At 30.3% G+C, this 15,690-nt stretch carries 16 protein-coding genes, 2 tRNA genes and 1 other annotated feature; of the genes, 4 read left to right on the plus strand and 14 right to left on the minus strand.

Annotation, left to right across the window (positions count from 1 at the left end; translation table 11 throughout):
* Window positions 1-492: 492 nt before the first annotated feature.
* Window positions 493-981, minus strand: a complete 489-nt coding sequence (locus tag CLHOM_RS15055; protein WP_052222523.1) for a hypothetical protein — start codon at window positions 979-981, stop codon at window positions 493-495.
* A gap of 186 nt (window positions 982-1,167) precedes the next feature.
* Window positions 1,168-1,323 (minus strand): nitroreductase family protein, encoded by a 156-nt coding sequence (locus CLHOM_RS18045; RefSeq protein ID WP_242846791.1) that lies wholly within the window; start codon window positions 1,321-1,323, stop codon window positions 1,168-1,170.
* 94 nt (window positions 1,324-1,417) lie between these two features.
* Here CLHOM_RS18045 and rd point away from each other — a divergent pair, with 94 nt between their 5' ends.
* Complete coding sequence (gene rd / locus CLHOM_RS18050; protein ID WP_074782680.1) at window positions 1,418-1,576, plus strand: rubredoxin; 159 nt, start codon at window positions 1,418-1,420, stop codon at window positions 1,574-1,576.
* Between the two features lie 103 nt (window positions 1,577-1,679).
* Here the strand turns inward: rd and CLHOM_RS18945 are convergent, their stop codons facing one another.
* A complete protein-coding gene (locus tag CLHOM_RS18945) occupies window positions 1,680-1,841 on the minus strand; it encodes a DUF4829 domain-containing protein (RefSeq protein WP_082204464.1) in 162 nt (53 codons plus the stop codon).
* Between the two features lie 597 nt (window positions 1,842-2,438).
* Window positions 2,439-2,648 (plus strand) — a binding site (T-box leader).
* 292 nt (window positions 2,649-2,940) lie between these two features.
* Here CLHOM_RS18945 and proS point away from each other — a divergent pair.
* A complete protein-coding gene (gene proS / locus CLHOM_RS15065; RefSeq protein ID WP_052222525.1) occupies window positions 2,941-4,377 on the plus strand; it encodes a proline--tRNA ligase in 1,437 nt (478 codons plus the stop codon).
* 102 nt (window positions 4,378-4,479) lie between these two features.
* Here the strand turns inward: proS and CLHOM_RS15070 are convergent, their stop codons facing one another.
* From CLHOM_RS15070 to CLHOM_RS15095, 6 genes are all read right to left on the minus strand, one after another.
* Window positions 4,480-6,192, minus strand: coding sequence for a methyl-accepting chemotaxis protein (locus tag CLHOM_RS15070; RefSeq protein WP_052222526.1), 1,713 nt, complete (start codon window positions 6,190-6,192; stop codon window positions 4,480-4,482).
* A 272-nt stretch (window positions 6,193-6,464) separates the two neighbouring features.
* Window positions 6,465-6,935: a methylated-DNA--[protein]-cysteine S-methyltransferase gene (locus CLHOM_RS15075; RefSeq protein WP_052222527.1), complete on the minus strand. Its 471-nt coding sequence runs from the start codon at window positions 6,933-6,935 to the stop codon at window positions 6,465-6,467.
* A 163-nt stretch (window positions 6,936-7,098) separates the two neighbouring features.
* Window positions 7,099-7,596 (minus strand): hypothetical protein, encoded by a 498-nt coding sequence (locus tag CLHOM_RS15080; RefSeq protein ID WP_052222528.1) that lies wholly within the window; start codon window positions 7,594-7,596, stop codon window positions 7,099-7,101.
* Window positions 7,572-9,101: a TrkH family potassium uptake protein gene (locus CLHOM_RS15085; RefSeq protein ID WP_052222529.1), complete on the minus strand. Its 1,530-nt coding sequence runs from the start codon at window positions 9,099-9,101 to the stop codon at window positions 7,572-7,574. Before CLHOM_RS15085 ends, CLHOM_RS15080 begins: the two co-directional genes overlap by 25 nt.
* Window positions 9,102-9,213: 112 nt before the next feature.
* On the minus strand, window positions 9,214-9,873 hold the full coding sequence (locus CLHOM_RS15090; protein WP_052222530.1) for a potassium channel family protein: 660 nt from the start codon (window positions 9,871-9,873) through the stop codon (window positions 9,214-9,216).
* Complete coding sequence (locus CLHOM_RS15095; protein WP_052222531.1) at window positions 9,873-10,280, minus strand: potassium channel family protein; 408 nt, start codon at window positions 10,278-10,280, stop codon at window positions 9,873-9,875. Before CLHOM_RS15095 ends, CLHOM_RS15090 begins: the two co-directional genes overlap by 1 nt.
* A 445-nt stretch (window positions 10,281-10,725) precedes the next feature.
* Here CLHOM_RS15095 and CLHOM_RS15100 point away from each other — a divergent pair, with 445 nt between their 5' ends.
* Entirely contained in the window at window positions 10,726-12,561 is a 1,836-nt protein-coding gene (locus CLHOM_RS15100; protein ID WP_052222532.1) for an ATP-binding protein, read from the plus strand.
* 16 nt (window positions 12,562-12,577) lie between these two features.
* A complete protein-coding gene (locus CLHOM_RS15105) occupies window positions 12,578-13,153 on the plus strand; it encodes a response regulator (RefSeq protein WP_052222533.1) in 576 nt (191 codons plus the stop codon).
* 58 nt (window positions 13,154-13,211) lie between these two features.
* Here CLHOM_RS15105 and CLHOM_RS15110 read toward each other — a convergent pair whose 3' ends face one another.
* The 5 genes from CLHOM_RS15110 to CLHOM_RS15125 form a co-directional block, all read right to left on the minus strand.
* Window positions 13,212-14,093: a GGDEF domain-containing protein gene (locus CLHOM_RS15110; protein ID WP_052222534.1), complete on the minus strand. Its 882-nt coding sequence runs from the start codon at window positions 14,091-14,093 to the stop codon at window positions 13,212-13,214.
* 143 nt (window positions 14,094-14,236) lie between these two features.
* A complete protein-coding gene (locus CLHOM_RS15115) occupies window positions 14,237-14,716 on the minus strand; it encodes a QueT transporter family protein (protein WP_052222535.1) in 480 nt (159 codons plus the stop codon).
* 319 nt (window positions 14,717-15,035) lie between these two features.
* Window positions 15,036-15,212: an aspartyl-phosphate phosphatase Spo0E family protein gene (locus CLHOM_RS18060; RefSeq protein ID WP_082204453.1), complete on the minus strand. Its 177-nt coding sequence runs from the start codon at window positions 15,210-15,212 to the stop codon at window positions 15,036-15,038.
* A gap of 202 nt (window positions 15,213-15,414) precedes the next feature.
* Window positions 15,415-15,488, minus strand: a tRNA-Gly gene (locus CLHOM_RS15120).
* A gap of 24 nt (window positions 15,489-15,512) precedes the next feature.
* Window positions 15,513-15,588: transfer RNA gene (locus CLHOM_RS15125), tRNA-Ala, on the minus strand.
* Between the last annotated feature and the right edge of the window lie 102 nt (window positions 15,589-15,690).

Consider the following 15,690-nt stretch of genomic DNA (forward strand, 5'->3'; position numbering starts at 1 on the left):
AATTGCTTCTCGATTACAAAACAGGCATTACGGATACAAAAACTGCGTTTCGGTTACAAATATTTAGTTGTCGATTACAAAGGTGGCTTTTCATTTTACAAAGTGGCTTCTTGCTTTTCTATTAACCATTATCCCTTCCATAATGTCAATTATTTTTGTCATAATGCAAATAATATTTGTCATAATGACAAATATTATTTACTAAAAATTGAATTGCATTTTCTGACCTTTTCACTGTTTTTTCTTTAGTTTCTCCGTCAGATGAATCACCACTATATACCAGTATATTAACTGTTAATCTACATATAATATAGTCGAGAGGTGATAAGCAATGGAAAAAGATATAGTAGATGATTATTTGAGGTTAGACCGAAAATAGCTTTACAATCTCCATACATTCACTGATCTGTAACCAAGGAGTATTTATTATTAATACTTCTTGGTTTTAAATTTTTTATGATTTATTTGTATTCAATCTAAGCAATACTCTTACTATTTTATAGACCTGACGAATTCATCTAGTGCTTCATAACTAATATTTCCCTTGACTATTTTATATTGTGTACCTTTACCTTGCGCATAAATTTTTATGTAGTTTCCTATAAATAGTATATTGAATACTCTTTCATCATTAGAATAAAAAGCTGCTGATAAGTAATATCCTGTACCTGCTGGCCTAATTACTTTCTTTACAACGCAAAGACTGATATTATCAATAAATTCCTTTATTTTTTTACTATCTGTAATTGTTACTGCAGGGTATTTTACTGAATTATACTGAAGCCCTATAGATGTGATATTACTAAAATTAACTTCAGGTACATCTTTAATATTTTTATTTAAACTTAAATTGAGAAAGATTAGTAATAAAATGATAATACAAATTACTAATATAATTCGTATATACCGTTTCTTTATTACAGTATTAAATTTTCTTTTTATAGCTTGGTTGTTTAAGCTTAAACTATTACCTCGAGACATATTAACATCTCCTTTTATATCATAATTACGTAATATCCTATTTCATGTATGTGGTATTCTATTATTTTGTTATATTCTCTTCTTTATAGTTCAAATTATTGTATGGCAACCAGATTTAATTTACTTGAATTTTATAATACTATTAAGTTATAGAGTTTTAACTAAAATGTACATAAATATTATTTCTTATATTTTTCCTACTGGAGCTAAATAGATGACAAATTCTTCGTTACCATCAAGCTTTAAAAATTCGTCCATCTCTTTTTGCATATATGACGCAATTGCACATGTGCCAAGTCCAATACTCTCACAAGCAAGATATAAATTTTGACACATTAGCATAAAATAACTCATTACATCAATTATACAAGTAATAATTTCTCTCTATTGTGTTATACTAACTCTAAATTATTTTCTAACAAAAGGAGATTTGTCCATGGAAAAATACATTTGTACGGTTTGTGGCTATATTTATGATCCTGTAAAAGGAGATCCTGATAGTGGTATATCACCTGGAACAGCCTTTAAGGATATTCCAGATGATTGGGTATGCCCAGAATGCGGGGTTACAAAAGAAGATTTTGAAGTTGTTTAGAATTTAAATTCTATACATTAGTTTAATGTTTATAATAATATCATTTTAAGGGAAGATATTTTACTTCCCTTAATTTGTACTTTAAGAAAATTGCTTATATACATTAATATCCCAAAGTATCAATAAGCCAATAGGAATCCTTCTGTTCCTTAACAACATAAAATACACACTCATACTTACCATCCGGTTCTGGCCCCTTATTATTATCTATATACTTAACTTCATATTGGACTTTAAAAACTTTTACATCGAATGGATTTTTAATGTTCCCTAACTATCTGTTCAGCAGACAATTCATCAGCAAGCTCTACGATGGTATAGTTACTTGTAAATTTCCGAATATCTGATACAACATTAGTTATATCGCTTTTCTTTTTTCCAAAGTATGGTAATTAAAGTTCTTCATCAGTTAGTTTAAATCCCTTATTGTATAAAATTTTACCTAATGTTTTAATACCTTTGTCTTCATAGTCATTACATTTAAATATATATCTTTCAGGTTTGGATGTTGCTCTAACATATTCTATTTTTGTAATGTTTAACTTAAGTATAGAATATGCTATATTAATAGGATTTCCCTCTTGAAATATAAATTTATGAAATAATAATATTAATAGTGATAATAACAAACATATAAATATCATCATTTTTATTAGTATTTTTTTTATTTCTTATCCTCCAACCTCAATCGCTTACTTATATACCAATTATACTATTATTTTCTATATAATGTATATAACTAGATATTTATCTTTCTTTTATAAATCTGTAAGATTCCTTAATACATTTTCAATCCTTCATTCTAAAAAATCTCTTGACATATTCTCAATTAATTTCTATCATATTAAATATAATTTGATAGTTTATGACTATGACAAGGAATAGTAGAATTAAATTCTTTTTAAAGAGAGGAAGCTATTGGTGAGAGGCTTCTAAAAGGATAATTTCGAACCAGCCTTTGAGTTCTGTACCGAAATTAAGTAGGCTACAGCGGTACTTTACCGTTATTAAAATGAGTGAATATATTATTTTATATTAACTAGGGTGGTACCACCGGAAGCCGGTCCCTTTTGGGGATTAGGGCTTTTTTATTTTGCAAAATATAAGAAAAATGCGATGCATTTTTCTTAGGTTCTAGGTTCGAGGTACTAGTGAAGGATGTTTTGCTTAAGCAAAACTACTATCGCATATTGTAGCTTGCTACAATGGAGGATTTTATAATTAAGCTATGCTTAATTATTTCAATTTCTAGTACCTAGCACCTAGATCCTAGTACCTCAAGAATTTTACCTCGTAAAATTTTTAAACTTCGAAAACTGCCTACAAACTTTAATTAACTAAACTATAAATAGGAGGAAAGAAAAATGGCAAAACAAAAAAAATTCGTTGAAGCTATAACAGCCATGGATGTAGACTTTGCTCAGTGGTATACTGACATAGTAAAAAAAGCTGAGCTTGTAGATTATTCAAGTGTAAGAGGCTGTATGATTATTCGCCCTTATGGATATGCTATATGGGAGAATATTCAAAAAACTTTAGATCAAAAATTTAAAGAAACAGGTCATGAAAATGTATATATGCCAATGTTCATACCAGAGGGGCTACTTCAAAAGGAAAAGGATCACGTAGAGGGCTTTGCTCCAGAAGTTGCATGGGTAACTCATGGTGGAACTGAAGAATTAGCTGAAAGATTATGTGTTCGTCCAACTTCAGAAACTTTATTTTGCGATCATTACGCAAAAATTATTCAATCCTATAATGATCTTCCTAAAAAATATAATCAATGGTGTTCTGTTGTAAGATGGGAAAAAACAACTCGTCCATTTTTAAGAACTACTGAATTCCTATGGCAAGAAGGTCATACTGCTCATGCAACAGCTGAGGAATCTGAAAAAGAAACTATAGATATGTTAAATGTTTATGCAGATTTCTGCGAAAATGTTTTAGCTATACCTGTTGTTAAGGGTCAAAAGACAGAAAAAGAAAAGTTTGCAGGTGCAAAGGCAACCTATACTATTGAAAGCTTGATGCATGATGGTAAGGCACTTCAAAGTGGTACATCTCATAACTTTGGAGATAACTTTGCAAAGGCTTTTGAAATTCAATATACAGATAAAAATAGCCAGCTTCAATATGTTCATCAAACCTCTTGGGGTATGACTACAAGAATCATAGGAGCAATTATAATGGTACATGGAGATGACAGCGGTCTTAAACTTCCACCAAAAATAGCTCCAACTCAAGTTATAATTGTACCAATTGCTCAACATAAAGAAGGAGTTATAGAAAAAGCTCAAGAGCTTAAAGCTAGAATTTCTAAGATAGCTAGGGTAGGAATGGATATTAGCGATAAAATGCCTGGTTGGAAGTTTAATGAGTACGAAATGAAGGGTATTCCAGTTCGTCTTGAGGTTGGACCAAAAGATATTGAAAACAACCAAGTAGTATTAGTAAGACGTGATACAAGAGAAAAGCTTGTGGTTTCAATGGATGATCTTGAAACTGCTATTCCTAAATTATTAGAAGATATTCATAACGCAATGTATGAACACGCTAAGAATCATAGAGAAGAAAAAACTTATACTGCAACAACCTTAGATGAATTTAAAGAAATTGCAGATAACAAACCTGGCTTTATAAAAGCTATGTGGTGCGGAGATAAAGCTTGTGAAGAGAAGCTTAAAGAAGTAATTGGAGTTACTTCTAGATGTATTCCTTTTGAACAAGAAAAGCTTTCAGATAAATGCATCTGCTGCGGCAAAGAAGCAAAACACATGGTTTACTGGGGAAAAGCATACTAAAAACATTCGCTAGTCTCTAATCGCTAGTTTCCAATAGGTTTCAAAAATCTATATAGAAACTAGCAATTAGCTACTAGCGATTTTATTATAGCTTAGTATGCACTATATTTTAAAGTTTAAAGTTAATTTAGTTAACCTATCTGCAATTTCTGCTTGATTCTGAGCTGTCATAGCAACTTCTTCTATTGCTTTAGTAGTTTCCTCCATGCTTGCTAAAATTTCTTCAGAACTATGAGTGGTATTTTGCATGTTATTAGCAATATTTTGAACCACGCTAGTAATTTCTTCTGTTGAAGCATTTAATTGTTCAGTCATAGCGGCAATATTCTGTGACATTTCACTTACAAACACAGCATCTTTTTCATAAGCATTTCCTGTATCAATCAATAAATCATAATCTTTTTTAACTCTATTATTAATAAATTCTAATACATCCTTTGAATTAGAAGATAAATACCCAAAGGCATCTTGTACATTTGAAATTACACTTTGAATTTTATTGACGTATTCAGCTGATTGTTCTGCAAGGGTTCTTACTTCATCTGCAACAACTGCAAATCCTTTTCCTTGTTCTCCAGCTCTAGCTGCTTCGATGGCTGCATTTAATGCTAATAAATTGGTCTGCTCTGCTATTGATGCTATAGAATTTGCGATTATGTTAATTTCGCTAACTACTTTTCCTTTTTCAATGGCACTAAGTATATTTTTTTCTTTTTCATCATACAATTCATCTGCAGTTTTTTTAGAGTTAAAACCATTTTTCTTAATATTTGAAGCTCTATCCTTAATCTCAGTAGACTCTTGGCTTCCTTCTGTAGAATTTTCTGCTAATTGTCCTATACCAGAATTAACTTGATCTACAGTTGCAGACAATTCTTCAGTAATGGTACTTACTTCTTGTATATTCTGAACTATAGTACTTGTACTAGTATCGATATTTTCGAAATTACTTGACATCTCCTCCAAAGTAGCAGATAATTCTTCACTTGAGGCAGTTACCTCTTGTGATTCTTCTATAATACTTTGAATAGCTACCTTGATTTTTTCTCTAGCATTATTTAAAGCCCTAATTAGTTTTCCCAGCTCATCATTTATTTTAGTTTCTACAGAATAAGTTAAATCACCATTACCTAGAGCTTCTGCAAAGGCAAGCCCTTTTTTAACTGTTTTAGAAATGTATGAGGACATAGCAAGTCCAATTACAATTGCTATAATTAATCCAAAAGCAATTAATGAATACATCATTTTAGTTGTTTTACCGTAATAAGCTTTGTTATCTTCATTTGCCTGTTTAGCTAGTTCCTGATTCCTAGAAATTAATTCATTTAGCTTTTTGAACATATTTTCTCTAACTTCAGTGGCTTCTGACATTTTAATTTTTGCTTCATCATATTTACCATCTTTAGCTAAGGTTAAAGAAGTATCTCTTTTAGTTTTATAGTCTTCTACTAGCATATTAAATTCATTGAATACTTTTCTTCCCTCTTCACTTAAAGATCTTTTACCATAAGATTCTATGTATGCAGCACCTTCACTTTTTAATATTTCAATTTGATTTATGGACTTAACTGTTGTAGCTGGATCTCTGGTTAAAACTGCTGTTTGAACCTCCCCCTTTATCTCAAGCAACTTCTCTTTTATTAAATGTAGTTCATCAATACTTTGAAGATTGTAGCCATATATATTTTCTGCGTTTTTCTCAATGTTTGACATGCCATAATTCCCCAAAACACCCACTACTCCAAGTAGAATAGCAATAAAAATAAACCCAGTTAAGAGCTTAGTTTTAATAGATAAATTCTTAATGAATCCCATTGTTTTACCTCCTTTTACAGTTTATCATCTTCTGTAAATCTAATTCACTGCAACCCCCATATTTAGATTATATTTTTCGCCACATTATGTCAATGCAGGTTGCAATATTTACATTTTGTTAACTTTTCTCTTTTTTAACATTGTATCCTTTTAATTTTATTATAATTTAAATTAATCTTAGTAGAAATTGAATTTTTTTCAAATAAAATCGCTAATCATTATTAGATTTTAATTTCTAAATAGCAATTAGCGATTGATTTATATTTTATGTTTTATTTTTTATAATAAAATTTTTCATGTTCTAAAAGCCACTGCTTTATATGAAGTCCTCCAGCATAGCCTACCAGTTTTCCGTTCCTTCCAATTACTCTGTGGCATGGTATTATTATTGGAATTTTATTTTTATTATTAGAGTTCCCTACAGCACGAACAGCCTTTTCATTGCCAATAGCTTTAGCTACATCCTTATAGGTTGATATTTCTCCATAAGGAATTTCTCTTAACTGCTTCCAAACTTTCTTTTGAAAATCAGTTCCTTCTATGTATAATTTTAAATCAAAATTCTTTCTAACTCCTTTAAAATATTCATCCATTTGTGTGTAAGCTTCTTTTAATATTGCAGGAATCTCAATAGTATCATTTTCTTCTTCTACAAAGTCAACTCCAGTTACTGCATCTTCAGAGCTAGTAATTTGGATTAATCCTAATTCAGATTTATAACATATTTTATATTCTTTGACCATTTTATCCTCTCCTTATTGTTCTAGATAAATTATTCCTCATTTGATAAATATATTGATGATAATTCATTTCATATTACTCTTGAATAAAGTATAAAAGATGTAAAATAAAACATCAACACTATGTTTTAGCCTATATCTTTTGCGTTTCTACTTTTATTAAAACTTATTGCCCTTTTAATCTCTTCATATAATAGACTCCCAATAATACTAATGTTGCAGCTGACAGAAATAAGGATTTGAAAACTTTTGAATTTTCAAGAGATCTGTCTACTTTATAGCCTATACTTTCTATAGCCAAGCTTTCTTCATGTATATCCATATCGCCTCCATGTTCACTGCAAGCCCTTTTGAATATGCCTGATACCTTTATTATGTCTCCCTTATACTTATAACTTCCAAAAGTTTTAATCTTGTTGGCATCTTCATTCTTTACCCAAATACCTATACCATTACTTCCATCACTAATATTTATCCATGTAAAATTTCCTCTTGTCATTGCTTCGCCAATGGCCTCACCTTTAATTTCGACCATTCTTCCATCAAGAGTTTTACCATTTTCAATCAAATCATTATAATTCGTATATTCCTCAGCCCTACAAACATTATTGAAGATAAACATAAAGAATAAAACAAAAATTAGCGTCTTGAGTATCTTAAACATAAATTTTTTACTCCTCCAAATATGAATCCAATCAATGCAAAAACTGAAATAAATTCTAGTCTTCCAAGATACATGGCAATAATATAATAAACTTTCATTAAGGTTGGCATTGATGGCGATGTTACTCCAATAGATAGGCCTACATTTCCAGTAACAGATGCAGCTTCAAAAGCAGCACTAGTCAGAGGATATCCATAATAAGTTCCTATTGCTGTTCCAATAGAAAACAATGTCATATAGCAAATTATAATAAACGCTGCACTTTTAAGCATTCCATCCTCTAACACATAATCCTTCATATGATGAAATTTATAAAGCTTGACTCTTCTTTCAGGTCCTATCATTTTTTTCACATCTGCAACAATTCCTTTAAATATAATTCCAACTCTCAAGCCTTTAAATCCTCCAGCTGTTGAGCAGGCAGCTCCTCCAAAAAGCATTGCAATTATAAGCATCATTACTCCAAAGTCTCCCCATTCAAGTGCAAATTGTCTTGCATATATATTAGAAAAACCTGTAGTTGTGTGAGCAGAAAGCAAATTATAAACACCTTTTCTAAGCAAAGCCACAGCGTTGGGATATATATTTAGTTTACTTAAACTGAAAACTGCCAAGGCTGCCGTTAAGGTTGCTGTTATAAAAAAACTCTGAACCTCTATATTTTTTACAAGTTCCTTCTTATTTTCCTTCCATACGGTATAATGTAGTCCAAAGTTAAAAGAACCTATTATGAAAAATATTATTGTAATTATCTCATAGGAAAAGCTGTGGTAATAAAGTATATTTTGAGCCATAGGTGCAAATCCCCCGGTACTCCATGCAGACATAAATATAAATAAACCATGAAAAAGTGCAGAAACAGGCTTTAATCCAATAAACATACCATTTATCCACAAGATAAATGTTCCTATAAGTAGATATACCATACTTATTATCCAAATAATCTTTGCAGTATTCTTAACATTAGGCTGTAATTCTATATCTTTGCCTTCACCAACATACATTTTGTAAGCCCCAACAGTATCCTTAACCAAAAAAGTCAGTGCTAGTACAACCATTCCCTGTCCACCTACAAAGGTTAAAATATGTCTCCACATATTTAATCCTAAGGATAAATGATCAAGGTCTTGAGTTAAAGCTAAACCGGTAGTGGTAAATCCACTCATAACATCAAATGCTGCATCTAAAAAAGATTTAGTATGACCACTTAAATAGTACGGCACAGCACACAGAATAGTTAATATCACCCATGAAAGTGAAGCAATAATTAGACCATGCTTCCACTCAAGTTTCTTTTGGGATTTTTGACCTAATATCAAAAGAAGCAAACTTGTTAAGAAAGCTATATTAATGCTAATCACAAAGTCTAATGCAGTATTCCATTCTGAAAGCAAAATAGAAGTTACCAACGGTACAACCATTAAAGAAGAAGTACCTAGTGTAATATATCCCGAATAATAACTAACTATTTTTAAATCCTCAATATTCTTGCTTTGCTTAATCATTTTATCACCTTATAAAGAATAATATTCATTGCATAAATGCCACCTATAAAAGCCATTACATATAATACTTCCGAAAAAACTCCTCTAATTACCTTTTTATAATTTATCATTTCTATCCTCCGATTATCGACTTTTCTAATAACTTTTTCTTTTCCGAGCTGGTTACCAATAACACTTTATCCCCTTGTAAAATATTAATATATCCACGAGGATAAACGACCTTATCATTTCGAATTATTGATGCAATAACACATTCCTCTGGCATTTCAATATCTTTTATCATTTTATTGCTCCAAGGACTTTTAGAGGTTATTTCTACTTCTAAAAGAAGTATTTCTCCTCTATCAAGTGTTTGAACAGCCCTTATCTCTTCGCTTCCTATAGCACCTTCGATTAAATTAGATATAACCTCAGTGCTGCATACTGTTCTATCAACTCCCAAAGCTTTAAAAATAGGTCTATTTTTAGGATTATTAATTCTTGCAATTGTCTTATTAACACCAAAATTCATTTTTGCCATTTGGCAGATAACCAAATTCTCTTCATCTTTTCCTGTTACAGCAGCTACGACTTCCGCTCTTTGAATATCTGCATCCTTAAGCACCTCAGAGTCTGTACCATCTCCACATATTATTTCACCGTCAAGTTCCTCTGAAATTTTATCGCATTGATCTTTTCCTCTTTCTACCAGCACCACATCATAACTCTTTTCTCTCAAGGTTTTAAATAGGTAGTACCCTACCTTACCTCCACCAACGATTATAGCCTTCATTATTTCACATCCCTATGAATTATATTTTTTATTTCACTGCCAACAATTTTTACTGTACTTATACACTCTATGCCAAGCTTTCTATAAATAAATTCTCTTGAAGGCTCAACATTTCTTGCGATTACCTTTTTAACTCTATGAATATTCTTTGCAATTTCGCAAGCCATGATATTAATATTATCATCAGAAGTAACCGCTAAAAATATTTCTGCGTAATCTATTCCCGCCTCTATTAATGTGTAATTATCTATTTCAACTCCCTTTATTCTTCTTCCATTAAAACCACTACCAAGCCTTTCAAGATTATCTTTATCATTATCAATAATTACCACATCATGTCCTTCCTTTGAAAAGTCCATAGCAAGACTGCTGCCAAGTCTTCCGCAACCAATTATTACTATATACATTTTTCATCTCTCCTAATAATTAATGTATTGTTGTTTAAATCAATGAATTTGGTGAACATATAAATTCCTCCCTTTTATCAGAACCATTGTTTATTTAGCTCCTGATAAATTTTTCATAAAAATAGCAAAAACATAGCCGGCCTATGTTTTTATCTAAAGTTTATGATTTATTAATGACTTTTCATTGATTTATTCTATCACTTATGCATAGATTATCAACTTCCCCTATAAGAAGAGTTAGAGATTATCATATTTAGTACAAGCTATTATAATAAAAAAATTCCTATTAATCTTTTATTTCTACTCATTTGCTCTTATTTACGAATAGTATTATTTCTAAATTTTCTTTGCATTTAATTGAAAACATTATCATTTTTTTATTTACATTGACTTTTTCTAAAGTAAAAACTATACTATTTTAAAATCAAAAATTTAGGTGATAACTATGTTAAAATCATTAAAATCAAAAATTTCTATGGTGTACCTATCTCTTGTTTTTACGATTGCTATTGTGGGTATAGTTTCTATTTTTAATGTATATCAGTTAATTAAATCTATTGATAGCCTCATGGTAAATAACTACAAAAGTATAAATGCTGTAACCAATATGGTGGAGGCTATTGAAGAACAAAATAATTCCATATTGGCTTATCTTTATGTTGATAAACAAAAAGGAATTAACGGCTTTTATAATAATAATAATATTTTCAATCAGTGGTATATTGTTGAATATAACAATATAACTGAGCAAGGTGAAATGGAGCATGTTACTAAAATAAATGAGCTTTATAAAAACTACTTAAGGCTATTTTCGAATATTCAAGAAATGAGCAACGCTCAAGGCAATGATAAAGCCTTAGAATATTATAACAAGGAAATAACACCTGTATTTTCAGCTTTAAAACAAGAGCTTGGTTACTTGTCTTCCCTTAACGAAAAAGCCATGTTTCACAGTAAAGAGATGGTTACCAATAGTGCTTATAATTCTATGTATATTATAACTGTACTATCTGCAATAGCTGTTTTTGGCGGATATGCCATTTCACGATTCTCAATAAATAAAAGCTTAAAACCAATTTACTCTTTAACAGAAACAATGAAAGCTATTAAAGAAGGATATTTAAATCAAGAAGCACCTATAATTTCTCAAGATGAAATTGGTGAACTAACAAATGAGTTTAATAATATGACAAAACGTCTTCAGAATTTTGAAAAGAGTACCCTAGGCAAACTTTTATCAGAAAAAAATAAATCAGTTGCAATAGTAAAAAGTATTTTTGACCCTCTTATTGTTTTAGATGAAAATTATAAAATAATACTTCTTAATGATGCCTGTGAAAAGCTATTCAATATTACTGAAAGTGATGCCATTCAAAAATATTTTCTAGAAGTTATTAGACATGGAGATCTTTATGATTTTATTTATACTGCCTCAAAATCTGCTGACACTAATACCAGCCAAAAGATTATACAAATAGAAACTTTAGATCAGATATATTACTTTAATGTAGTAGTTACAGCTATAAAGGATAGCACTTCAAGTATCAGCGGTTTAGTAGTTTTGCTTCAAAATATTACGCAGCTTAAGCAACTTGAAAAAACTAAAAGTGACTTTATGTCTACAGTATCACACGAATTCAAAACTCCACTTACTTCTATAATGATTGGTGCTAGTCTACTTGAAGAAATGAATATAGGCAAATTAAATAATAAACAGCAAGATATAATTAAAACAATAAAAGAAGAAGGTGAAGAGCTAAATACACTTGTGACTAATCTTCTTCAAATTTCAAAATTAGAAGCAAAGAAACCTATTTTTAATGTTGAGCCTGTTTCTATTAATAGAATAATAGAAACTGCTTTAAAAACTTTTCGCGAGCAGGCAAACTTGAAAAATATATCTTTAACTTATGAGTCTAACGAAAGCTTGCCAAAGCTTAATATAGATTCAGAAAAGGTCAATTGGGTAGTTAATAACCTTATATCAAACGCTTTAAAATTTACTAAATCCAATGGATCAATTACCATTAAAACCTTCCTACAGGAGGATAGAATGTGTGTATCTGTAACGGATACAGGTATCGGAATACCTGAGGAATATAGAGAAACCATATTTGATAGATTTGTTCAGATTAAGGAGGAAGATAGTGAATATCATGGAACCGGACTTGGCCTTGCTATAGCAAAAGAAATTGTTGAAGCTCATGGAGGAGAAATCTGGTGTGAAAGCACTCTTGGTAAAGGAAGCACTTTTATTTTTACTCTTCCTATAATTGATTAAAATTGAGGTGAAAATTATGAAAAAAGCTCTTGTAGTAGATGATACAAAAAGTATTCGACTTCTGCTAACTACTTGCCTTGAAACAATGGGCTATGAGGTTTCCAGTGCAGTAAATGGCGAAGAAGCCTTAAATCTTTTTCAGTCTACAGATTATGATATAGCCTTTATAGATATAAAAATGCCTGAAATAAGTGGTACAGAGGTATTAAGAAGGATTCGCAGCCTAGGTAATCAGGTTCCTGTTGTAATAATGACAGCCTTTGGAACAGTAAAAAATGCAGTAGAATGCACTAAATTAAATGCAGTTGCGTATCTGCAAAAGCCTTTTACAGCAGATAAAATCAGAGCTGTTTTAAGCGAAATAAATACTTCAAGAAATAATGCTACAGAAATAGAATCATGCTTGAATAAGAGCAAAGAATACTTAGAACTTGGACGTATTAACGAAGCATATAGCCTTCTAAAAAATGTACTATCAATAAATCCTAGTTGTGGTGAATGCTATAAACTCATTGGGAAAGTTCATGAAATTGAAGGTAATCTTCATGAAGCAAAACGTTTTTACGATATATCTAATTTATTTGATAAATAATATTTTAAATATAAAAAAGCTTCTATAAAAAAAATTCTAGAAGCTTTTTTACTTATCACTAATATATCGTCTTATTTCTTCCCTCTCGTTTTGCCCTATAAAGATTTTCATCAGCTTTTTTGATTAAATCAATTGGATTAGTTTTAAAGTCCTCCAGAGAGCCTATTCCAAAACTTGCAGTTACTTTAATTTCATTTCCTTCAAAATTAAAAACTTTATTGCTTATGCCTTCTCTCATCCTCTCTGATATTTTAAAGGCAGTATTCTTATCTGTGTTATTAAGGACTATTAAAAATTCTTCTCCTCCGTATCTTGCAATCCAATCCCTTTCTTTTCTAATAGCATTGTTTAAAAACCTTGCAAATTCTTTTATAACTTGATCTCCCGCTAAATGACCATATATATCATTTACCCTTTTGAATAAATCTATGTCAACCATTATTATAGATATAGGGTTTTCTTCCATAATATTGTTTTCCACTGCTTTATGAAAATTTTCATCAATATATCTTTTATTATATATACCAGTTAATTCATCCATTAATATATCATTATTTAATTTTCTTATTTCTTGATTTATTTCATTTACGCTTTTTTTCTCTAAATCGCATATAATTCCTGTATTTGTGATATTTTTTATTATTTCAATTATGTATTTTGTATCTCCTAATACTAATGGGGATGCAGATACCATAAACATTTTATCTTTATTATACTCTACTTTTACAAAAGTGTCATTGAAGACCATCGCTTTCATAGCTACGCAATTTTTACAGGCATCATGTCCACCCCAGAACATATGGCATTGATGCTTGTACTCTTTTATTTCAGATTTTTCAAGGTTAATTACCTTATTATTAACAGGGTCTACAGCTCTAATAATATCACCAATACCCTGAAGCATTGAAATAGTTCTTAAAAATTCATTAATATCGTTCATAATTATCTCCTTCAAGTAATGTTACTTAAAATTAGATTTTTAAAGTCAAATAAAGGGTTTATTACTTTATTATATCATAAAATTAAAAGAGCAACAGTTCTTCTTAGAAGAAGAAAAGTGCTCTCTACTTTGTCATTTAAATATTACATTTTTAATGCTTTTAAAACATTTTGATTCTTTTGAAGAAGCTTAAATAGTGGATATCCAGCAACGGTTACTACAGTAAATTCTCCTAAAGCAACTTGAAGAGATGTTATAACTAATGGTAACTTTAGAATAAAATATAATTCTGCTCCTACAATAATTCCATTAAAGATAGTTGGCCATAGAGATGCAATAAGTAAATTTTTAGATTTACTTATCATATAGACACTTAAAAAGGTTGCCGTAGTTCCTACGAAAACATCTACTATTCCAAGAGGACTGAAAAAATTTGATATTGCACATCCAATTACAAGTCCTGGAATATATAGAGGATCTATAAATGCAAATAAAGTCATTACCTCTGAAATTCTAAATTGAACTGGTCCATAACTAATTGGTGCGATTGCTACAGTTAATACTGCATAAATTGCTGCCACTAAAGCTATCTTTACTACTTTGTTTACTTTATTTTCTTTCATGATTTTTCCCCTTTCATAAAATATAGTTTTTGTGTTGGGAGAAAGTTTACATCTTAGCTTTTTAGCTAAAATAAAAAACTCCCTAAAACAAGGCAGTTTTATCAATCGCAACTAGACTATACCTAAAATTTAAGTATAGAAAATAGCAAATATAAATTTTCTGTTGCCTTAGTTTTGTTTATTGACAGGAGGCTCTCGAACTGTCATATATATAACTTTTTATATTATTATAGCTTACAGCGTATAGAAAATCAAGGATTCAATTGTATGTTACTTCAAATAAAGGAGAGGTATTTTTACCTCTCCTCTCTCCTAACTCTTACTTCTTGTCTATTTTTTTGTTAAGTATTTTATAATACTCATTTAAAACAGAATCAAGAATTTGACTTGCAACTATAACTTCTTTATCAAGCAAGTCACCTTTTTCATTTAAAGTCTCGTTCATTATATTACGGACTCTCTCAACTTCTTCCATTATATCTTTGAGGTCAGACACAGTTTAATCCCTCCTTTCCACTAAAGTGTATAGTTGGAAAGGGGCTTAGCACCATATTAAACTGATGGAAATATGTCCATATTTATCACATATTTACAAAATTAGTATATAGGTAATTATCTATATATTTTAATTAATACTTCAAAAACGTATACTATTAATTAAATATAAAAAAAGAAGTACCTTCATAAAGTACTTCTTTTGGAGCGGGTAAAGGGAATCGAACCCTTGTGTTCAGCTTGGAAGGCTGACGTTCTACCATTGAACCATACCCGCATATATAACATATATAATCTTAAATGGTGGAGATAAAGAGATTCGAACTCTTGACCCCCTGCGTGCAAGGCAGGTGCTCTCCCAACTGAGCTATACCCCCATAAATTATAATCATCCATCGGACGAAAATAATTTTACCACAAAATGCCCTTTAAAAACCTTTTCAGTTGGTAATTTATTTTATTTATTTAACAATAGCTTG

The organism is Clostridium homopropionicum DSM 5847 (assembly GCF_001263795.1).
Lineage (GTDB): Bacteria > Bacillota > Clostridia > Clostridiales > Clostridiaceae > Clostridium_H > Clostridium_H homopropionicum.